The 19,621-nt window shown below is 58.3% G+C and carries 20 protein-coding genes; 18 read left to right on the top strand and 2 right to left on the bottom strand.

Translation table 11 applies throughout. The features are described from left to right. Positions 1 to 17 precede the first annotated feature (17 nt). Positions 18 to 968 (bottom strand): FecR domain-containing protein, encoded by a 951-nt coding sequence (locus PspCFBP13508_RS11525; RefSeq protein WP_137214616.1) that lies wholly within the window; start codon positions 966 to 968, stop codon positions 18 to 20. Then, entirely contained in the window at positions 968 to 1,474 is a 507-nt protein-coding gene (locus PspCFBP13508_RS11520) for a sigma-70 family RNA polymerase sigma factor (protein WP_137214487.1), read from the bottom strand. The genes PspCFBP13508_RS11525 and PspCFBP13508_RS11520 overlap by 1 nt, the downstream gene beginning before the upstream one ends. A gap of 570 nt (positions 1,475 to 2,044) precedes the next feature. On the opposite strand from PspCFBP13508_RS11520, the gene mnmG reads away from it, so the two are divergent. The 18 genes from mnmG (at position 2,045) to PspCFBP13508_RS11430 (ending at position 19,585) form a co-directional block, all read left to right on the top strand. Then, entirely contained in the window at positions 2,045 to 3,943 is a 1,899-nt protein-coding gene (gene mnmG / locus PspCFBP13508_RS11515) for a tRNA uridine-5-carboxymethylaminomethyl(34) synthesis enzyme MnmG (protein ID WP_122603541.1), read from the top strand. Continuing rightward, entirely contained in the window at positions 3,940 to 4,584 is a 645-nt protein-coding gene (gene rsmG / locus PspCFBP13508_RS11510) for a 16S rRNA (guanine(527)-N(7))-methyltransferase RsmG (protein WP_137214485.1), read from the top strand. Before mnmG ends, rsmG begins: the two co-directional genes overlap by 4 nt. Positions 4,585 to 4,602: 18 nt before the next feature. Then, entirely contained in the window at positions 4,603 to 5,400 is a 798-nt protein-coding gene (locus PspCFBP13508_RS11505) for a ParA family protein (RefSeq protein WP_016772400.1), read from the top strand. 9 nt (positions 5,401 to 5,409) lie between these two features. Beyond that, positions 5,410 to 6,282 carry a ParB/RepB/Spo0J family partition protein gene (locus PspCFBP13508_RS11500; protein WP_007960777.1) on the top strand — a complete coding sequence of 291 codons (873 nt, stop codon included), beginning with the start codon at positions 5,410 to 5,412 and terminating at the stop codon, positions 6,280 to 6,282. A 148-nt stretch (positions 6,283 to 6,430) separates the two neighbouring features. Continuing rightward, positions 6,431 to 6,838 (top strand): F0F1 ATP synthase subunit I, encoded by a 408-nt coding sequence (locus PspCFBP13508_RS11495; protein ID WP_090287824.1) that lies wholly within the window; start codon positions 6,431 to 6,433, stop codon positions 6,836 to 6,838. Between the two features lie 16 nt (positions 6,839 to 6,854). Beyond that, complete coding sequence (atpB, locus tag PspCFBP13508_RS11490) at positions 6,855 to 7,724, top strand: F0F1 ATP synthase subunit A (protein ID WP_016772402.1); 870 nt, start codon at positions 6,855 to 6,857, stop codon at positions 7,722 to 7,724. A 133-nt stretch (positions 7,725 to 7,857) separates the two neighbouring features. Continuing rightward, complete coding sequence (gene atpE / locus PspCFBP13508_RS11485; protein WP_003097235.1) at positions 7,858 to 8,115, top strand: F0F1 ATP synthase subunit C; 258 nt, start codon at positions 7,858 to 7,860, stop codon at positions 8,113 to 8,115. Between the two features lie 58 nt (positions 8,116 to 8,173). Next, positions 8,174 to 8,644, top strand: a complete 471-nt coding sequence (locus tag PspCFBP13508_RS11480; RefSeq protein ID WP_016772403.1) for a F0F1 ATP synthase subunit B — start codon at positions 8,174 to 8,176, stop codon at positions 8,642 to 8,644. 12 nt (positions 8,645 to 8,656) lie between these two features. After that, on the top strand, positions 8,657 to 9,193 hold the full coding sequence (locus tag PspCFBP13508_RS11475) for a F0F1 ATP synthase subunit delta (protein WP_016772404.1): 537 nt from the start codon (positions 8,657 to 8,659) through the stop codon (positions 9,191 to 9,193). A 21-nt stretch (positions 9,194 to 9,214) separates the two neighbouring features. Further along, the gene (gene atpA, locus PspCFBP13508_RS11470) at positions 9,215 to 10,759 is read left to right on the top strand and encodes a F0F1 ATP synthase subunit alpha (protein WP_016772405.1); all 1,545 of its coding nucleotides are present in this window, start codon (positions 9,215 to 9,217) and stop codon (positions 10,757 to 10,759) included. A gap of 50 nt (positions 10,760 to 10,809) precedes the next feature. Further along, the gene (gene atpG, locus PspCFBP13508_RS11465) at positions 10,810 to 11,670 is read left to right on the top strand and encodes a F0F1 ATP synthase subunit gamma (RefSeq protein ID WP_007911960.1); all 861 of its coding nucleotides are present in this window, start codon (positions 10,810 to 10,812) and stop codon (positions 11,668 to 11,670) included. A gap of 27 nt (positions 11,671 to 11,697) precedes the next feature. Next, positions 11,698 to 13,077: a F0F1 ATP synthase subunit beta gene (atpD, locus tag PspCFBP13508_RS11460; protein ID WP_025112247.1), complete on the top strand. Its 1,380-nt coding sequence runs from the start codon at positions 11,698 to 11,700 to the stop codon at positions 13,075 to 13,077. Positions 13,078 to 13,122: 45 nt separating this feature from the next. Further along, the gene (locus PspCFBP13508_RS11455; RefSeq protein ID WP_016772407.1) at positions 13,123 to 13,548 is read left to right on the top strand and encodes a F0F1 ATP synthase subunit epsilon; all 426 of its coding nucleotides are present in this window, start codon (positions 13,123 to 13,125) and stop codon (positions 13,546 to 13,548) included. Between the two features lie 118 nt (positions 13,549 to 13,666). Further along, complete coding sequence (gene glmU / locus PspCFBP13508_RS11450) at positions 13,667 to 15,034, top strand: bifunctional UDP-N-acetylglucosamine diphosphorylase/glucosamine-1-phosphate N-acetyltransferase GlmU (RefSeq protein ID WP_137214483.1); 1,368 nt, start codon at positions 13,667 to 13,669, stop codon at positions 15,032 to 15,034. Between the two features lie 206 nt (positions 15,035 to 15,240). Continuing rightward, entirely contained in the window at positions 15,241 to 16,017 is a 777-nt protein-coding gene (locus PspCFBP13508_RS11445; protein WP_041476528.1) for a DeoR family transcriptional regulator, read from the top strand. 2 nt (positions 16,018 to 16,019) lie between these two features. Continuing rightward, a complete protein-coding gene (gene glmS, locus PspCFBP13508_RS11440) occupies positions 16,020 to 17,852 on the top strand; it encodes a glutamine--fructose-6-phosphate transaminase (isomerizing) (RefSeq protein WP_137214482.1) in 1,833 nt (610 codons plus the stop codon). 76 nt (positions 17,853 to 17,928) lie between these two features. Continuing rightward, the gene (locus tag PspCFBP13508_RS11435) at positions 17,929 to 18,855 is read left to right on the top strand and encodes a LysR family transcriptional regulator (protein WP_129998012.1); all 927 of its coding nucleotides are present in this window, start codon (positions 17,929 to 17,931) and stop codon (positions 18,853 to 18,855) included. Positions 18,856 to 18,958: 103 nt separating this feature from the next. Beyond that, positions 18,959 to 19,585: a glutathione S-transferase gene (locus PspCFBP13508_RS11430; protein ID WP_137214481.1), complete on the top strand. Its 627-nt coding sequence runs from the start codon at positions 18,959 to 18,961 to the stop codon at positions 19,583 to 19,585. Positions 19,586 to 19,621 lie beyond the last annotated feature (36 nt).

Here is a 19,621-nt window from a genome sequence, read left to right as displayed (position 1 = left end):
TTTCCCCGGGCCATATTTCAGTCAACGCTGTGGCTGATCGACACCCAGTAACGGCTGAAATAACGCACATTGATCGGCAACGAAGCCTGAAGGTTGGCCAGCACTGCGTCGGTTGAATCGAGCCGGAAAGTCCCGGAGACCCGCAGATCCCGGGCGCTGCGATCACAATGCAATACACCGCTGCGATAGCGGCCCAACTCTTCGAGGACAGTGCCCAAGCGCGCATCGAGTACGATCAACTGGCCGTTGATCCAGGCCACTTCTGATGCCTGGAAGGGATGACTGAGGCCGATATGCCGACTGTCGAAATCCGCGCCTTCGCCTGCTTTCAGGATGAGCGCAGCAGTGGATAACTGCGCAGGTTGAACGCTGACTCGATCCTCCAGCACGCCGACCCGGGTTGCGCTCGACAGCTGATGCACCGAGAAGCGGGTGCCCAATGCTTGAATCCGCCCGTCACGGGTTTGCACATAAAAGGGTCGCGGATCCCCGAGCTTGCCGGTCTGAACGAGAATCTCACCGCAGCGCAGGTGAATCATGCGTTGCGCTGCGTCGAAAGACACGTCGACCGCGGAGTCGGTGTTGAGCTGGATCTGGCTGCCATCGGCCAGGCTGACAGTCCGACGCTGGCCCACGCCGGTTTTATAGTCGGCCCAGACGTTGCCCAGGGATGTGTGTCGTTGAACGTTCCAGCCAACGAAACCTGTTCCCGCTGCGAGCAACAGCAGTTTGAGTACCTGGCGTCTTTGTTGGCCGCTATTGAGCGCACGTCGTTTCAGATCCTGCGGCAGCGTACCGAGGTGGCGCTGCAATTGTTCCATCTGGTTCCACGCCGCCAGATGCGCTGGATCGCTGTCTATCCACAGCTGCCAGGCCTTTTGTTCGGCAAGGCTCGGTGGTTGGGATTGAAACTGCACATACCAGCTGGCTGCAGTTTCGAATACCTGACGGTCTGCAGCGGCGGCCATCATGGTTGCGCCATGATCAGGGCGCATTCAGTCAGGGCGCGAATCATGTGTTTCTTTACCGTGGTCAGCGAAACCTTCAATTGCCCGGCAATCTGTTGATAAGTCAGTCCTTCGACTTGCGAAAGCATGAAGATCTGCCGGGTTCGCGCGCCCAGGCCGGCCAGTGCCTTATCCACAGAAATCAGGGTTTCAATGATCAGTGCTCTGTCTTCTTCGCTGATGACCGTTGCTTGCGGCCGAGCTGAGAGGGCCTGCAGATAAGCGCTTTCAATGGCCCTGCGTCTATAACGATCAATGACCAGCCCGCGCGCAATGGTCGCCAGGTAATCCCGCGGCTCGCGAATATGAGCGGCATTGCGCGCCGCGAGAATTCTCAAAAACGTGTCATGTGCCACATCGGCTGCATCACTGGTGTTGTGCAGCTTGCCCTTGAGCCAGCCATACAGCCACGAGTGGTGTTGCTCGTAGATTTGCTCGATCGCAGCGGTGTGGGCGGGTAGGGACATGGCAGAAACTGGTCAGTTAATGATAATGGCTATTATTAGCCTCTGCTACGTGGTCTCACAATAGCCTTTTCACTTCCTGCCACTGGCTTGCCAAGCGTCACCGATTCTTCGCTGGCGCTTTTTTTCCGCCTGGAAAACGCCTTCCGAGCAAATTTCTGTGGATTAAGCCCTGTGAGTAACTGGTGCTAAGGCCAGTTGATAAGAGGGCCTGAAAACTGGATATAACCTGCCCTGTGGATAAGCAGCACTTTAATCCACAGGCTTACACCGCTTATCCAAGGGCCTCATTGTTACCTGGGCACAGGGTTTTGAAACTCTGTACACAGCGTAATATTGGGCTTATAGAGATCTATCCACAGAAACGTGGCTCAGTAAGAATAAACATAAAAACAAAGGTTTTATAAATTTCTCTCTTTTTTATTCTTTTAACCTCGAGTTCTCCACAGCTGGTTAAATTTTGTGCAAAGGGTTCTTTAGAAAGGGCGAAGTCCCTATACTTGCCGACCAGGTCCAGAAACCTGAGCTCAACTATTTCCTGAATGACCTACTTAAGCAGGCACGAGGTGCGTGGTGGATTTCCCTTCCCGTTTTGAAGTGATCGTCATCGGCGGCGGTCATGCCGGTACCGAGGCAGCACTGGCGTCAGCACGCATGGGGGCAAAAACCCTGCTACTGACGCATAACGTGGAAACCCTCGGTGCCATGAGTTGCAACCCGGCCATCGGTGGCATCGGCAAAAGCCATCTGGTCAAGGAAATCGATGCCCTCGGCGGCGCGATGGCCATGGCTACCGACAAGGGCGGCATCCAGTTTCGCGTGTTGAACAGCCGCAAAGGCCCGGCCGTACGGGCGACCCGTGCGCAAGCCGACCGGATTCTCTACAAGGCAGCTGTTCGCGAAATTCTTGAAAACCAGCCGAACCTGTGGATATTTCAACAGGCTGCTGACGACCTGATCGTTGAGCAGGAGCAAGTCCGTGGTGTGGTTACACAGATGGGTCTGCGTTTCTTCGCCGATTCCGTGGTGTTGACCACTGGTACCTTCCTCGGCGGACTTATCCACATCGGTTTGCAGAATTTCTCCGGCGGTCGCGCCGGTGATCCACCGTCGATTGCTCTGGCCCACCGTCTGCGTGAGTTGCCATTGCGGGTCGGGCGTCTGAAAACCGGTACGCCACCGCGCATCGACGGCAAGTCGGTTGATTTCTCGGTGATGACCGAGCAACCGGGCGATACGCCGATTCCGGTGATGTCGTTCATGGGCAACAAGGAACAGCATCCCCGTCAGGTCAGCTGCTGGATCACTCACACCAATGCGCGTACCCACGAAATCATCGCGGCGAATCTCGATCGGTCGCCGATGTATTCCGCTGCCGGGGAGATCGAAGGCGTCGGCCCGCGTTATTGCCCGTCGATCGAAGACAAGATTCATCGCTTTGCCGACAAGGAAAGCCATCAGGTGTTCATCGAACCGGAAGGTCTGACCACCCATGAGCTGTACCCGAACGGGATATCCACAAGCCTGCCGTTCGACGTGCAATTGCAGATCGTGCAATCGATCCGCGGTATGGAAAACGCGCACATTGTGCGTCCGGGTTATGCGATCGAGTACGACTACTTCGATCCGCGCGACCTGAAGTACAGCCTGGAAACCAAAGTCATCGGTGGTCTGTTCTTCGCCGGGCAGATCAACGGCACCACCGGTTACGAAGAAGCTGGCGCTCAAGGTCTGCTCGCCGGGGCCAACGCTGCACTGCGTGCCAAGGGCAAAGAAGCCTGGTGCCCGCGCCGCGATGAAGCGTACATCGGCGTTCTGGTCGACGACCTGATCACCCTCGGTACCCAAGAGCCGTACCGCATGTTCACGTCGCGAGCCGAGTACCGCCTGATTCTGCGCGAAGACAACGCCGACCTGCGTCTGACCGAAAAAGGCCGAGAGCTGGGTCTGGTCGATGACGCGCGCTGGGCGGCCTTCTGCAAGAAGCGCGAAAGCATCGAACTGGAAGAGCAGCGTCTGAAAAGCACCTGGGTACGGCCGAACACCCCGCAGGGTGATGCGATTGCCGAGAAATTCGGCACGCCGCTGACCCACGAATACAATTTGCTCAACCTGTTGAGCCGTCCGGAGATCGATTACGCCGGTCTGGTCGAAGTGACCGGGCAGGGCGCCGAAGATCCACAGGTCGCCGAGCAGGTCGAGATCAAGACCAAATACGCCGGTTACATCGACCGCCAACAGGACGAAATCGCCCGTCTGCGCGCTAGCGAAGACACCAAATTGCCTGTGGATATCGATTACACCAACATCTCCGGTCTGTCCAAGGAGATTCAGAGCAAGCTCGGCGCCACACGCCCCGAGACTCTGGGCCAGGCTTCGCGGATCCCGGGCGTGACCCCGGCAGCGATTTCGCTGTTGATGATTCATTTGAAAAAACGCGGCGCGGGCCGTCAGTTGGAGCAAAGCGCTTGAGTGCCAAGGTCACTTCGCAACACGCCGAAGAGTTATCCACAGGAGCCCGCGAGCTCAGTGTCAATCTCACAGCAACCCAGCATGAATTGCTGCTGGGTTATCTGGCCCTGTTGATCAAATGGAACCAGGCCTACAACCTGACCGCTGTGCGCGATCCGGACGAAATGGTTTCGCGGCACTTGCTCGATAGTCTCAGCGTGATGTCGTTTATCGATGACGGCCGCTGGCTCGATGTTGGCAGTGGCGGTGGCATGCCTGGTATCCCGCTGGCGATCCTGTATCCGGGCTCGCAGGTGACCTGTCTGGACAGCAACGGCAAGAAAACCCGCTTCCTGACTCAGGTCAAACTGGAGCTAAAGCTGGATAACCTCCAAGTTATCCACAGTCGCGTCGAGGCCTTCCAGCCTGCGCAGCCATTCAACGGGATCATTTCCCGGGCATTCAGCAGCATGGAAAACTTCACCAACTGGACTCGCCACTTGGGCGATGCCGATACACGCTGGCTGGCAATGAAGGGCGTTCATCCGGCCGATGAGCTGGTAGCATTGCCGGCAGATTTCAAACTCGATAGCGAACACGCCCTGGCCGTCCCCGGTTGCCAAGGCCAACGCCATCTGCTGATACTGCGCCGCACGGCATGATTGGGAACACAAGCAAGAATGGCTAAGGTATTCGCGATAGCGAACCAGAAGGGTGGTGTGGGCAAGACCACCACCTGCATCAACCTCGCAGCATCCCTGGTCGCGACCAAGCGCCGGGTGCTGTTGATCGATCTCGATCCACAGGGCAACGCCACCATGGGTAGCGGTGTGGATAAACATGGTCTGGAAAACTCGGTCTACGATCTGCTGATCGGTGAATGCGACCTCGGTCAGGCCATGCACTTCTCCGAGCACGGCGGTTATCAACTGCTGCCGGCCAACCGCGATCTGACCGCGGCCGAAGTGGTGCTGCTGGAAATGCAGATGAAGGAAAGCCGTCTGCGCAGCGCGCTGGCGCCGATCCGGGACAACTACGATTACATTCTGATCGACTGCCCACCGTCGCTGTCGATGCTCACGCTCAATGCATTGGTCGCCGCTGACGGCGTCATTATCCCCATGCAGTGCGAATACTTTGCGCTGGAAGGTTTGAGCGACCTTGTGGATAACATCAAGCGCATCGCTGAACTGCTCAACCCGAATCTGAAAGTCGAAGGTTTGCTGCGGACCATGTACGACCCGCGCCTGAGCCTGATGAACGATGTTTCGGCGCAGCTCAAGGAACACTTCGGCGATCAGTTGTACGACACGGTGATCCCGCGCAACATTCGCCTGGCCGAAGCACCGAGCTACGGCATGCCGGCGCTGGCTTACGACAAGCAATCGCGTGGCGCGCTGGCCTATCTGGCTCTGGCGGGCGAGATGGTTCGTCGTCAGCGCAAAAATTCACGCATTGCTGCTGCTCAGCCAACTTAAGGAATCCCCATGGCCGTCAAGAAACGAGGTCTCGGACGTGGACTGGATGCACTGCTGAGTGGTCCGACGGTCAGCGCGCTGGAAGAACAAGCCGCGCAGGCTGACACCCGCGAACTGCAACACCTGCCGCTGGACCTGCTGCAGCGTGGCAAATATCAGCCGCGCCGTGACATGGACCCGCAGGCCCTGGAAGAGCTGGCGCAGTCGATCAAGGCTCAGGGCGTGATGCAGCCGATCGTGGTTCGCCCGATTGGCGGCGGTCGCTTCGAGATCATTGCCGGTGAACGCCGCTGGCGCGCCAGTCAGCAGGCCGGGCAGGAAACCATCCCGGCGATGGTTCGCGATGTGCCGGATGAAACCGCCATTGCGATTGCGCTGATCGAGAACATCCAGCGTGAAGACCTCAATCCGATCGAAGAAGCCGTCGCCTTGCAGCGCTTGCAGCAGGAATTCCAGCTGACTCAGCAGCAGGTTGCCGAGGCTGTGGGTAAGTCGCGGGTGACTGTGGCTAACCTGTTGCGACTTATTGCACTGCCCGAAGTGATCAAAACCATGCTGTCGCACGGTGACCTGGAAATGGGTCACGCGCGTGCCTTGCTCGGTCTGCCGGACAATCAGCAGGTCGAAGGGGCGCGACATGTTGTCGCACGAGGACTGACCGTGCGCCAAACCGAGGCACTGGTTCGCCAGTGGTTGAGTGGCAAACCGGAGCCTGTGGAAGCTGCAAAACCCGACCCGGACATCGCTCGCCTCGAGCAGCGTCTGGCCGAGCGCCTAGGCTCTGCGGTGCAGATTCGCCATGGCAAGAAGGGCAAAGGCCAATTGGTGATTGGTTATAACTCGCTCGACGAGCTTCAAGGTGTGCTCGCACACATCCGCTGAAACATTTCCTCATGTAGCGCGCAGTCGGAAATCACTACCTGACAGTTGAATAGGGGCAGAACCGCCCCTATACTCTGCGCGCATTTTGTCGGCACAAATTATGCCAAGTTATTGAATTTCGGCAGCCGACCATTGGAGAGCAAACGTGATGGAAACCCGCAAGCCAAACCGCCTGCCCTTCCATCGCCTGGCAGTTTTTCCGGTGCTGATGGCTCAATTTGTCGTTTTGCTCATTGCCGCTTTGGCGCTCTGGCAATGGCATGGAGTCGTTGCCGGATACTCGGGACTTTGCGGAGGCCTGATAGCCTTGCTGCCCAATGTTTATTTCGCTCACAGGGCATTTCGGTTTTCCGGCGCCCGAGCAGCCCAGTCCATCGTCCGGTCTTTTTATGCCGGCGAGGCAGGCAAACTTATTTTGACGGCAGTGCTGTTTGCACTGGTGTTCGCAGGTGTGAAGCCACTGGCGCCGATCGCAGTATTCGGCGTGTTCGTGCTGACGCAGTCGGTCAGCTGGTTCGCTCCCCTGCTGATGAGAACAAGACTTTCGAGACCTTAGGGCGTTTGAGGCAACCATGGCAGAGACAACCGCTTCGGGCTATATCCAGCACCACTTGCAGAACCTGACTTTCGGTCAGCTACCCAACGGCGGCTGGGGCTTTGCCCACACCGCAGCAGAGGCCAAGGAAATGGGCTTCTGGGCTTTCCACGTCGATACCCTCGGCTGGTCGGTCGCGCTGGGTCTGATCTTCGTACTTCTTTTCCGCATGGCGGCAAAGAAAGCGACGTCGGGTCAACCGGGTGCCTTGCAGAACTTCGTTGAAGTATTGGTCGAATTCGTCGATGGCAGCGTGAAAGACAGCTTCCATGGCCGTAGCCCGGTGATTGCACCGCTGGCGCTGACCATCTTCGTCTGGGTGTTCCTGATGAACGCCGTCGACCTGGTACCGGTCGACTGGATTCCTCAGCTGGCCATCCTGATTTCCGGCGATGCCCACATCCCGTTCCGCGCCGTGTCGACCACCGACCCGAACGCGACCCTGGGCATGGCGTTCTCGGTTTTCGCACTGATCATTTTCTACAGCATCAAGGTCAAGGGCATCGGCGGCTTCATCGGCGAACTGACCCTGCACCCGTTCGGCAGCAAGAACATCTTCGTTCAGGCCCTGCTGATCCCGGTGAACTTCCTGCTGGAATTCGTCACCCTGATCGCCAAGCCGATCTCTCTGGCTCTGCGTCTGTTCGGCAACATGTATGCCGGCGAGCTGGTGTTCATTCTCATCGCTGTGATGTTCGGCAGCGGCCTGCTCTGGCTCAGCGGCCTGGGCGTTGTTCTGCAGTGGGCGTGGGCTGTATTCCACATCCTGATCATCACCCTGCAGGCGTTCATCTTCATGATGCTGACCATCGTCTACCTGTCGATGGCGCACGAAGAAAACCATTAAGACCAGTCTCGACTAGTCTGATGTTCCTCCCGGTCAAACGGGAGGGAGCTCCTTGCGGGGCAGCTGAAACGATTTGTTTTACCGCTTTAATCTAAAAAACCTAAACCATACGACGTAAAAGTCGGGAGGAAAGATGGAAACTGTAGTTGGTCTAACCGCTATCGCTGTTGCACTGTTGATCGGCCTGGGCGCACTGGGTACCGCAATTGGTTTCGGCCTGCTGGGCGGCAAGTTCCTGGAAGGCGCAGCGCGTCAGCCAGAAATGGTTCCAATGCTGCAAGTAAAAATGTTCATCGTTGCCGGTCTGCTCGACGCCGTAACCATGATCGGTGTTGGTATCGCTCTGTTCTTCACCTTTGCGAACCCGTTCGTTGGTCAGATCGCTGGCTGATTACTCGGATCTTCCGGGTAATTTGGTGTGATGGACAACGTAACTGCGAGGTGTTGGCGTGAACATTAATGCGACCCTGATTGGCCAGTCCGTTGCGTTCCTGATTTTTGTACTGTTCTGCATGAAGTATGTATGGCCTCCGGTCATCGCTGCTCTGCACGAACGTCAAAAGAAGATCGCTGATGGTCTGGACGCTGCCAGCCGTGCAGCTCGCGACCTGGAGTTGGCCCAAGAGAAAGCGGGTCAGCAACTGCGCGAAGCGAAAGCTCAGGCAGCTGAAATCATCGAGCAAGCCAAGAAACGCGGTAACCAGATCGTCGAAGAGGCTGTTGAAAAAGCCCGTATCGACGCTGACCGTGTGAAGGTTCAGGCTCAAGCCGAGATCGAACAGGAACTGAACAGCGTCAAAGACAAGCTGCGTGCCCAAGTGGGCTTGCTGGCTGTTGGCGGCGCCGAGAAGATCCTGGGTGCCACAATCGATCAAAACGCGCACGCAGAGCTGGTTAACCAACTGGCTGCTGAAATCTAAGCGAGGGCGATCATGGCAGAACTGACCACGTTGGCCCGACCTTACGCTAAGGCGGCCTTCGAGCACGCTCAGGCCCACCAGCAACTGGCCAATTGGTCAGCCATGCTCGGCCTGGCAGCAGCGGTGTCGCAAGACGACACCCTGCAGCGCGTGCTCAAGGCCCCGCGACTGACGAGCGCAGAAAAGGCCGCCACGTTCATTGACGTGTGCGGCGACAAGTTTGATGAAAAGGCACGCAATTTCATCAACGTCGTTGCCGAGAACGACCGTCTCCTGCTTCTGCCGGAGATCGCCGCTCTGTTCGACCTGTACAAGGCCGAACAAGAGAAATCGGTAGACGTTGAAGTAACCAGTGCATTTGCATTGAACCAAGAACAGCAAGACAAACTCGCCAAGGTTCTCAGTGCACGACTCAACCGGGAAGTGCGCCTGCAAGTTGCGGAGGACGCTGCCTTGATTGGTGGTGTCGTGATCCGCGCCGGCGACCTGGTTATCGATGGCTCGATTCGCGGCAAAATCGCGAAACTTGCCGAAGCATTGAAATCTTGAGTTTGAAGGGGCAGCAGAGCAATGCAGCAACTCAATCCTTCCGAAATAAGTGAAATTATCAAGGGCCGCATCGACAAGCTCGATGTGACCTCCCAAGCCCGTAACGAAGGCACTGTCGTCAGCGTATCTGACGGCATCGTGCGGATTCACGGTCTGGCCGACGTCATGTACGGCGAGATGATCGAGTTTCCGGGCGGCGTCTACGGTATGGCCCTCAACCTGGAGCAGGACTCCGTAGGTGCCGTGGTATTGGGCTCCTACCAGTCGCTGGCTGAAGGCATGAGCGCCAAGTGCACCGGCCGCATCCTCGAAGTTCCTGTTGGTAAGGAATTGCTGGGCCGCGTAGTCGATGCTCTGGGTAACCCTGTTGACGGTAAAGGTCCACTGGGCAACACCGAGACCGACGCGGTCGAGAAAGTTGCTCCAGGCGTGATCTGGCGTAAGTCGGTAGACCAGCCTGTACAGACTGGCTACAAGGCTGTCGATGCCATGATCCCTGTCGGCCGTGGCCAGCGTGAGCTGATCATCGGTGACCGTCAGATCGGTAAAACCGCTCTGGCGATCGACGCGATCATCAACCAGAAAGACAGCGGCATTTTCTGCGTCTACGTAGCCATCGGTCAGAAGCAATCGACCATCGCCAACGTGGTTCGCAAGCTGGAAGAAAACGGCGCCCTGGCCAACACGATCATCGTGGCTGCCAGTGCTTCGGAATCTCCTGCGCTGCAATTCCTGGCACCGTACTCCGGTTGCACCATGGGTGAATTCTTCCGCGACCGCGGTGAAGACGCGCTGATCGTTTATGACGATCTGTCCAAGCAGGCAGTGGCTTACCGCCAGATCTCCCTGCTGCTGCGCCGTCCACCAGGCCGTGAAGCTTACCCAGGCGACGTGTTCTATCTCCACTCCCGTCTGCTGGAGCGCGCATCCCGCGTTTCGGAAGAATACGTAGAGAAGTTCACCAACGGCGCAGTGACCGGCAAAACCGGTTCCCTGACCGCACTGCCGATCATCGAAACCCAGGCTGGCGACGTTTCCGCGTTCGTTCCGACCAACGTGATTTCCATCACCGACGGTCAGATCTTCCTGGAATCGGCCATGTTCAACTCGGGCATCCGCCCGGCAGTGAACGCCGGTGTTTCGGTATCCCGTGTGGGTGGTGCCGCTCAGACCAAGATCATCAAGAAGCTCTCCGGTGGTATCCGTACCGCTCTGGCTCAGTACCGTGAACTGGCGGCATTCGCCCAGTTCGCTTCTGACCTGGACGAAGCGACCCGCAAGCAACTTGAGCATGGTCAGCGCGTTACCGAGCTGATGAAGCAGAAGCAATACGCACCAATGTCGATCGCTGACATGGCGCTGTCGCTGTATGCCGCTGAGCGTGGGTTCCTGACTGACATTGAAATCGCCAAGGTCGGCAGCTTCGAACAAGCGCTGATCGCTTTCTTCAACCGCGATCACGCCGATTTGATGGCCAAGATCAACGTTAAAGGTGACTTCAATGACGAAATCGACGCTGGCATGAAAGCCGGTATCGAGAAGTTCAAGGCCACCCAAACCTGGTAAGCCGCAGCGGGAGCCGCGAGGCTCCCGCTTGCTAACCTGATAGGTGTTACATGGCAGGCGCAAAAGAGATTCGCAGTAAGATTGCGAGCATCAAAAGCACGCAAAAGATTACCAGCGCCATGGAAAAAGTGGCGGTCAGCAAAATGCGCAAGGCACAAATGCGCATGGCTGCTAGCCGTCCTTATGCGGAGCGTATCCGCCAGGTAATTGGGCATCTGGCCAACGCCAACCCGGAATACCGCCACCCGTTCATGATCGACCGCGAAATCAAGCGCGTCGGTTATGTCGTCGTGAGCAGTGACCGTGGTCTGTGCGGCGGCTTGAACACCAACCTGTTCAAGGCCCTGGTCAAGGACATGGCGGTAAACCGCGAAAACGGCGTCGAGATTGATCTGTGTGTAGTCGGTAGCAAGGGTGCGGCCTTTTTCCGCAACTTCGGCGGTAACGTCGTTGCAGCTATCAGCCACCTGGGTGAAGAGCCGTCGATCAATGACCTGATCGGCAGCGTCAAGGTGATGCTGGATGCCTACCTGGACGGCCGTATCGACCGCCTGTCCGTGGTGTCCAACAAGTTCATCAACACCATGACGCAACAGCCTACCGTGGAGCAGTTGATTCCACTGGTGGCAACCCCGGATCAGGATCTCAAGCACCACTGGGACTATCTCTACGAACCGGACGCCAAAGAGCTGCTTGACGGCTTGATGGTCCGTTACGTCGAGTCGCAGGTCTACCAGGCGGTGGTCGAGAACAACGCGGCTGAACAGGCTGCGCGGATGATCGCGATGAAGAACGCTACCGACAACGCCGGTGATTTGATCAGCGATTTGCAGCTGATCTACAACAAGGCGCGTCAGGCTGCGATCACCCAAGAGATCTCGGAAATCGTCGGCGGCGCTGCCGCGGTTTAACGGTTCAAATATTCAGAGGATCCAGCTATGAGTAGCGGACGTATCGTTCAAATCATCGGCGCCGTTATCGACGTGGAATTTCCACGCGACAGCGTACCGAGCATCTACAACGCGCTGACTGTACAAAGCGCGGCCGCAACCACCCTGGAAGTTCAGCAGCAGCTGGGCGACGGCGTGGTGCGTACCATTGCGATGGGTTCCACCGAGGGCTTGAAGCGCGGTCTGGAAGTCACCGACTCTGGCGCAGCCATCTCCGTACCGGTCGGTAAAGCGACCCTGGGCCGGATCATGGACGTCCTCGGTAACCCGATCGACGAAGCTGGCCCGATCGACACCGAAGAGCGCTGGGGCATTCACCGTCCAGCTCCTTCGTTCGCCGAGCAAGCGGGCGGCAACGATCTGCTGGAAACCGGCATCAAGGTTATCGACCTGGTTTGCCCGTTCGCCAAGGGCGGTAAAGTCGGTCTGTTCGGTGGTGCCGGTGTAGGCAAAACCGTAAACATGATGGAACTGATCCGTAACATCGCCATCGAGCACAGCGGTTATTCCGTGTTCGCAGGTGTGGGTGAGCGTACTCGTGAGGGTAACGACTTCTACCACGAGATGAAGGACTCCAACGTTCTGGACAAAGTGGCACTGGTTTACGGTCAGATGAACGAGCCGCCGGGAAACCGTCTGCGCGTAGCACTGACCGGCCTGACCATGGCCGAGAAGTTCCGTGACGAAGGTAACGACGTTCTGCTGTTCGTCGACAACATCTATCGTTACACCCTGGCCGGTACTGAAGTATCCGCACTGTTGGGCCGTATGCCTTCGGCAGTAGGTTACCAGCCGACCCTGGCTGAAGAGATGGGCGTTCTGCAGGAACGTATCACTTCGACCAAGGAAGGTTCGATCACCTCGATCCAAGCGGTATACGTACCTGCGGACGACTTGACCGACCCGTCGCCAGCGACCACTTTCGCCCACTTGGACGCCACCGTCGTTCTGTCCCGTGACATCGCTTCCCTGGGTATCTACCCAGCGGTAGATCCACTGGATTCGACTTCGCGTCAGCTGGACCCGAACGTGATTGGTCAGGACCACTACGACACCGCTCGCGGCGTTCAGTATGTTCTGCAGCGTTACAAAGAGCTGAAAGACATCATCGCGATCCTGGGTATGGACGAGCTGTCGGAAGCCGACAAACAGTTGGTTAACCGTGCTCGTAAGATCCAGCGCTTCTTGTCGCAGCCGTTCTTCGTGGCTGAAGTCTTCACCGGTGCTTCGGGTAAATACGTTTCCCTGAAAGACACCATTGCTGGCTTCAAAGGCATCCTCAACGGTGACTACGACCACCTGCCAGAACAAGCGTTCTACATGGTTGGCGGCATCGAAGAAGCGATCGAGAAAGCCAAGAAACTGTAATCCCGGCGCCCGGCAACGGGCGCTAATTTAGGTTGAGGCAATCAGATGGCTATGACAGTCCATTGCGATATCGTCAGCGCGGAAGGGGAAATCTTTTCCGGCCTGGTCGAGATGGTGATTGCGCACGGTGCACTGGGTGATCTTGGTATCGCTCTGGGTCACGCGCCGCTGATCACTAATCTCAAGCCGGGTCCGATCCGCCTGATCAAGCAAGGCGGGGAAGCCGAGGTGTTCTACATCTCCGGTGGTTTCCTCGAGGTTCAGCCGAACATGGTCAAGGTACTTGCCGATACCGTGCAACGTGCCGCCGACCTGGATGAAGCTCAGGCTCAGGCAGCTCTCAAGGCTGCCGAGAATGCCCTGAACGAAAAAGGCGCGGACTTCGATTACGGCGCCGCTGCCACTCGTCTGGCCGAGGCTGCAGCCCAGCTGCGCACCGTCCAGCAGATCCGCAAGAAGTTTGGCGGTTAATCCGCCAGCCGCTTGTTGTGCGATTGATAAAAAAGGGTAGCCTCGGCTACCCTTTTTTCTTTTCCGAATTCCCACAACCCGGTCGCAGTTGCTGACCACCCAGGATTGGTAGCCAGTCATGTCTCTCGAAATCGTTATCCTCGCGGCCGGTCAAGGCACTCGCATGCGCTCGGCGCTGCCCAAGGTGCTGCACCCGATTGCCGGCAACTCCATGCTCGGCCATGTTATCCACAGCGCTCGGCAACTTGATCCACAACGCATTCACGTGGTGATCGGTCACGGTGCCGATGTGGTGCGTGAGCGGCTGGCAGCTGATGACCTGAATTTCGTGTTGCAGGACAAGCAACTGGGCACTGGCCACGCCACCGCCCAGGCGGTGCCGTTCATTGATGCCGACACCGTGCTGATTCTTTACGGTGATGTGCCGCTGATCGAAGTCGAAACCCTGCAACGTCTGCTCAAGCATGTCGTACCGGGCCAGATGGGTTTGCTCACTGTCGAGCTGGATGACCCGACCGGTTACGGCCGCATCGTGCGTGATGCTGACGGCAAGGTCGCGGCAATCGTCGAGCACAAGGACGCCAGCGAAGCGCAACGGGCCATCACCGAGGGCAACACCGGCATCCTCGCTGTGCCGGCCGATCGTCTGGCGGACTGGATGAGTCGCCTGTCGAACAACAACGCGCAGGGCGAGTACTACCTCACCGACGTGATCGAAATGGCGGTCAGCGATGGTTTGGTCGTGGCCACCGAACAACCGCACGACCCGATGGAAGTGCAGGGCGCCAATGATCGCAAGCAGCTCTCTGAACTGGAGCGTCATTACCAGTTACGCGCCGGCCGTCGTCTGATGGCTCAAGGCGTTACCCTGCGCGACCCGGCGCGTTTCGATGTGCGTGGCGAAGTCAGCGTCGGCCGCGATGTGCTGATCGACATCAACGTGATCCTCGAAGGCAAGGTGATCATTGAAGACAACGTACAGATCGGCCCGAACTGCGTGATCAAGGACAGCACCCTGCGCAAAGGCGTGGTGATCAAGGCCAACAGTCATATCGAAGGTGCCATTCTCGGTGAGGGCAGCGACGCTGGTCCTTTCGCGCGTCTGCGTCCAGGCACTGTGCTCGAGGCTCGCGCTCATGTGGGCAACTTCGTTGAGCTGAAAAATGCGCACATGGGCGAAGGTGCAAAGGCTGGCCACCTGACCTACCTGGGCGATGCCGAAATCGGTGCACGCACCAACATCGGCGCCGGCACCATCACCTGCAACTACGATGGCGCCAACAAGTGGAAGACGGTGTTGGGCGCTGATGTATTCATCGGTTCCAACAATTCGCTGGTTGCCCCTGTGGATATCTCCAACGGTGCGACGACCGCAGCCGGCTCGACCATCACCCAGAATGTGGATAACGCTCAGCTGGCGGTTGGCCGAGCCCGTCAGAAGAACATTGACGGCTGGAAGCGGCCGGAAAAAATCAAGAAATCCTGATTTATCCACAACCTCCTGTGGGAGCGAGCCTGTTCGCGAATGCGGTTTGTCAGTCACGTCTTCAGTGGCCGAGACTCCCTTTCGCGAGCGGGCTCGCTCCCACAGTCATTTCAATCTTTCTGAATTTTTCTCCCTGCGCCTTGACGGAAACCTTTCGATAGAGTTTCATTGCTTACGTTATCTTTCGAATCGAAACTTAAGCCGCCATGTCCAAGCGCAATACACCCCAGCGTCGTCATAACATCCTCGCCTTGCTCAACGAGCAGGGCGAAGTCAGTGTCGATGAGCTGGCCAAGCGCTTTGAAACTTCCGAAGTTACGATTCGCAAGGATCTCGCGGCGCTGGAAACCCATGGTCTGTTGCTGCGTCGTTACGGCGGTGCGATCACCATGCCGCAAGAGCTGGTGGCGGAAACAGCGCAGAGTATTTCCAAGTACAAGCAGGCGATCGCCCGCGCGGCGGTCAAACGCATCCGCGAGCACGCGCGCATCATCATCGACAGCGGCAGCACCACCGCCGCGATGATTCCCGAACTGGGCCAGCAACCGGGCCTGGTGGTGATGACCAATTCCTTGCACGTTGCCAATGCCTTGAGCGAACTGGAACACGAGCCAGTGCTGCTGATGACCGGCGGTACTTGGGATCCACACTCGGAATCCTTTCAGGGCCAGGTCGCCGAGCAAGTACTACGCTCTTATGACTTCGACCAACTGTTCATCGGCGCCGACGGCATCGACCTGGTGCGCGGCACCACCACCTTCAATGAACTGCTCGGCCTCAGCCGGGTGATGGCCGACGTTGCACGAGAAGTCATCGTCATGGTCGAGGCCGACAAGATCGGTCGCAAGATTCCCAACCTGGAGCTGCCCTGGAGCAGCATCCATACCCTCATTACCGATGATCGCCTGCCCGTCGAGGCACGCGATCAGCTTCAGGCCCGCGGGATCACGTTGATCTGTGCGGCTGTCAGTCAGGAGAAATAACCATGTGTGGCATTGTCGGCGCTGTAGCTGAACGTAATATCACCGCCATCCTTCTCGAAGGCCTGAAGCGCCTCGAATACCGCGGCTATGACAGCGCCGGTGTGGCGGTCTATACCAATGAAGAAACCCTGGAGCGCATGCGCCGTCCGGGCAAGGTCAGCGAACTGGAAACCGCATTGGCCGAACAGCCGCTGGCCGGTCGTCTCGGTATTGCCCACACTCGTTGGGCCACCCATGGCGCGCCCTGCGAACGCAATGCCCACCCGCATTTTTCCGGCGACATTGCGGTGGTGCACAACGGCATCATCGAGAACCACGAAGCCCTGCGCGAGCAACTCAAAGCATTGGGCTATGCGTTCAGTTCGGACACCGACACCGAAGTCATCGCCCACCTGCTGACCCACAAGCTCAAGGAACAACCGGACCTGACTGCCGCGCTCAAAGCGACCGTCAAGGAACTGCACGGCGCCTATGGTCTGGCGGTGATCAATGCCCGGCAACCGGATCGTCTGGTTGCCGCGCGCAGTGGCAGTCCATTGGTGATCGGCCTCGGTCTGGGCGAAAACTTCCTCGCCTCCGACCAGTTGGCCCTGCGTCAGGTCACTGACCGTTTCATGTACCTGGAAGAAGGCGATATCGCTGAAATCCGTCGCGACAGCGTGCAGATCTGGGATGTAACCGGCAATGCCGTCGAACGCGCTACCGTGCAGTACACCGACGGTGCCGAAGCCGCCGACAAGGGCGAGTTCCGCCATTACATGCTCAAGGAAATCCACGAGCAACCGGCCGTGGTCCAACGCACCCTCGAAGGTCGCCTGGGCAACAATCAAGTGCTGGTTGAGGCCTTCGGTCCACAAGCTGCCGAGCTGTTTGCCAAAGTGCGCAATGTGCAGATCGTCGCCTGCGGCACCAGTTATCACGCCGGCATGGTCGCGCGTTACTGGCTCGAAGAACTGGCCGGTATTCCGTGCCAGGTCGAAGTCGCCAGCGAATTCCGTTACCGCAAAGTGGTGGTGCAGCCAGACACGCTGTTCGTGACCATTTCGCAATCCGGCGAAACCGCTGACACACTCGCCGCGTTGCGCAATGCCAAAGAGCTGGGCTTCCTCGCCAGCCTGGCGATCTGCAACGTCGGTATCAGCTCGCTCGTGCGGGAGTCCGACCTGACCCTGCTGACCCAGGCCGGCCGCGAAATCGGCGTGGCCTCGACCAAAGCCTTCACCACGCAACTGGTCGGCCTGTTGCTGCTGACCCTGTCGCTGGGTCAGGTGCGCGGCACTCTGGCCAACGGCGTTGAAGCCACGCTGGTCGAAGAGCTGCGTCGTCTGCCGACCCGTCTCGGCGAAGCGCTGGCGATGGACAGCACCGTGGAAAAGATCGCCGAGCTGTTTGCCGAGAAAAACCACACCCTGTTCCTCGGCCGTGGCGCGCAATTCCCGGTGGCGATGGAAGGTGCCTTGAAACTCAAGGAAATCTCCTACATCCACGCCGAAGCCTACCCGGCTGGTGAGCTGAAACACGGTCCGCTGGCACTTGTGGATAACGATATGCCGGTTGTGACCGTCGCGCCGAACAACGAACTGCTGGAGAAGCTCAAGTCCAACTTGCAGGAAGTCCGCGCTCGCGGCGGCGAGTTGATCGTGTTCGCGGATGAGAAGGCTGCGATGACCAACGGCGAAGGTACCCACGTGGTGCAAATGCCGCACATCCACGACATTCTCTCGCCGATCCTTTATACGATCCCGTTGCAACTGTTGTCGTACTACGTCGCCGTGCTCAAGGGCACCGACGTCGATCAACCGCGCAACCTGGCGAAATCGGTGACCGTGGAATAAGTTATCCACAGTTAATCTACTCTACCCACAATCGCAGCCTCGGCTGCGATTGTCGTATCCGCCGCCGAGGAATCCCATGGACCGCTTTCAGGAAATGCAGATCTTCGTTGTCGTCGCCCAAGAGCAAGGCTTTTCGGCGGCGTCGCGGCGTCTGGGTTTGTCGGCGGCGAGTGTTACCCGGGCGGTGGCGGCGCTGGAGCAGCATATCGGTACGCAGTTGCTGGTGCGTACCACGCGCACCGTGCATCTCACCGAAGCCGGGCAGCGTTACTGCGATGACTGCCGGCGGATTCTCGCCGAAGTGCAGGAGGCCGAGGATTCGGCGGCAGGCAGCCATGCCTTGCCGCGCGGGCAGTTGACGATTACTGCGCCGGTACTGTTTGGCGATCTGTTCGTGACGCCAGTGATGGCCGATTACCTTTGTCGTTATCCGGATGTGTCGATCAACGCGCTGTTGCTGGACCGGGTCGTCAACATGGTCGAGGAGGGCATCGATGTCGCGGTGCGCATCGGTGAACTGCCGGACAGTAATCAGCATGCGATTCGCGTCGGGGAAGTACGACGGGTGATTTGCGCTTCGCCGACGTTTCTGGCTGAACACGGCCGACCGGAGCATCCCCAGGCCTTGGCCGCGCTGCCAGTGGTGGCGACGTCGGCGATCGGGCAACAACGCAACTGGCCGTTTCTCGACGGCGGTGAAGCCCTCAGCGTGCGCACCGAACCGCGCCTGACCGTCACGGCCAATCAGTCGGCGATTACTGCCGCGCGCAAAGGCCTGGGCCTGACGCGAGTGCTGTCCTATCAAGTGGCGGACAAGGTCGCGGCGGGCGAACTGGAAATCGTCCTCGCCGAGTTTGAATTGCCGCCGTTGCCGATCCATGTGGTGTATCAGGGCGGGCGCAAGGCGCCGGCGCGGATCCGCAGTTTTGTCGACTTCGCCGTGAAAGCGCTGCGTGAGCATCCGGCCTTGAGCGCTGCGGCGTTATTGCACGAGATGAAATAATCGATTGCAGCGGCTGGTTATTCTGTTGTTCCGGCAACCCATAGATGATGACTCCATCGGCGCGCTCATCCCGTAGCGACGTCACTTTCCAGCGGAGTCGACCATGCAAGCGATCAAACTCTACAACTTTCCCCGTTCCGGCCATGCCCACCGCGTCGAGTTGATGCTGTCGCTGCTGCAACTGCCGACCGAGCTGATCTTCGTCGACCTCGCCAAGGGTGAGCACAAGCAACCGCAATACCTGGCGATCAACAGCTTTGGTCAGGTGCCGGCGATTGATGACAACGGCGTGGTGTTGGCCGATTCCAACGCGATTCTGGTTTATCTGGCGCAGAAGTATGGCAACGGTCGCTGGCTGCCGACCGACCCGGTGGGCGCAGCGAATGTGCAGCGCTGGTTGTCGACTGCGGCGGGACCGATTGCATTTGGCCCGGCGGCGGCACGCCTGATCACGGTGTTCGGTGCGCAACTGAATGCCGAGGAAGTCATTGGCCGAGCGCACAATCTGCTCAAGGTGATGGAGCTGGAATTGGGCAAGACAGCGTATCTGGCGGGCGAAGAGCCGACCATCGCTGACGTGTCTGCCTACAGTTACATCGCGCATGCGCCGGAGGGCAATGTCTCGCTGGATGAATACGTCAACGTTCGCGCCTGGCTGGCACGGATCGAAGCCTTGCCGGGTTTTGTTGCGATGCCGCGCACTGTCGCCGGCTTGCAGAAGACCGCGTAGTACTCAGCCTTCGCAGACGCGAGCCAATTCGCGGCC

The sequence above is a fragment of the Pseudomonas sp. CFBP13508 genome (genome assembly GCF_005233515.1).
Lineage (GTDB): Bacteria > Pseudomonadota > Gammaproteobacteria > Pseudomonadales > Pseudomonadaceae > Aquipseudomonas > Aquipseudomonas mercuritolerans.
The sequence above is the reverse complement of the archived record's forward strand: the minus strand, read 5'-3'. Positions and strand labels throughout refer to the sequence as shown.

Coding starts and splice junctions, on each gene's coding strand:
- PspCFBP13508_RS11455 (WP_016772407.1), top strand. CDS start 13,123: ATGGCTATGACAGTCCATTGCGATATCGTCAGCGCGGAAGGGGAAATC.
- atpD (WP_025112247.1), top strand. CDS start 11,698: ATGAGTAGCGGACGTATCGTTCAAATCATCGGCGCCGTTATCGACGTG.
- PspCFBP13508_RS11495 (WP_090287824.1), top strand. CDS start 6,431: ATGGAAACCCGCAAGCCAAACCGCCTGCCCTTCCATCGCCTGGCAGTT.
- PspCFBP13508_RS11430 (WP_137214481.1), top strand. CDS start 18,959: ATGCAAGCGATCAAACTCTACAACTTTCCCCGTTCCGGCCATGCCCAC.
- PspCFBP13508_RS11500 (WP_007960777.1), top strand. CDS start 5,410: ATGGCCGTCAAGAAACGAGGTCTCGGACGTGGACTGGATGCACTGCTG.
- PspCFBP13508_RS11475 (WP_016772404.1), top strand. CDS start 8,657: ATGGCAGAACTGACCACGTTGGCCCGACCTTACGCTAAGGCGGCCTTC.
- PspCFBP13508_RS11525 (WP_137214616.1), bottom strand. CDS start 968: ATGGCCGCCGCTGCAGACCGTCAGGTATTCGAAACTGCAGCCAGCTGG.
- glmU (WP_137214483.1), top strand. CDS start 13,667: ATGTCTCTCGAAATCGTTATCCTCGCGGCCGGTCAAGGCACTCGCATG.
- glmS (WP_137214482.1), top strand. CDS start 16,020: ATGTGTGGCATTGTCGGCGCTGTAGCTGAACGTAATATCACCGCCATC.
- atpE (WP_003097235.1), top strand. CDS start 7,858: ATGGAAACTGTAGTTGGTCTAACCGCTATCGCTGTTGCACTGTTGATC.
- atpG (WP_007911960.1), top strand. CDS start 10,810: ATGGCAGGCGCAAAAGAGATTCGCAGTAAGATTGCGAGCATCAAAAGC.
- PspCFBP13508_RS11505 (WP_016772400.1), top strand. CDS start 4,603: ATGGCTAAGGTATTCGCGATAGCGAACCAGAAGGGTGGTGTGGGCAAG.
- PspCFBP13508_RS11445 (WP_041476528.1), top strand. CDS start 15,241: ATGTCCAAGCGCAATACACCCCAGCGTCGTCATAACATCCTCGCCTTG.
- PspCFBP13508_RS11520 (WP_137214487.1), bottom strand. CDS start 1,474: ATGTCCCTACCCGCCCACACCGCTGCGATCGAGCAAATCTACGAGCAA.
- atpB (WP_016772402.1), top strand. CDS start 6,855: ATGGCAGAGACAACCGCTTCGGGCTATATCCAGCACCACTTGCAGAAC.
- PspCFBP13508_RS11435 (WP_129998012.1), top strand. CDS start 17,929: ATGGACCGCTTTCAGGAAATGCAGATCTTCGTTGTCGTCGCCCAAGAG.
- atpA (WP_016772405.1), top strand. CDS start 9,215: ATGCAGCAACTCAATCCTTCCGAAATAAGTGAAATTATCAAGGGCCGC.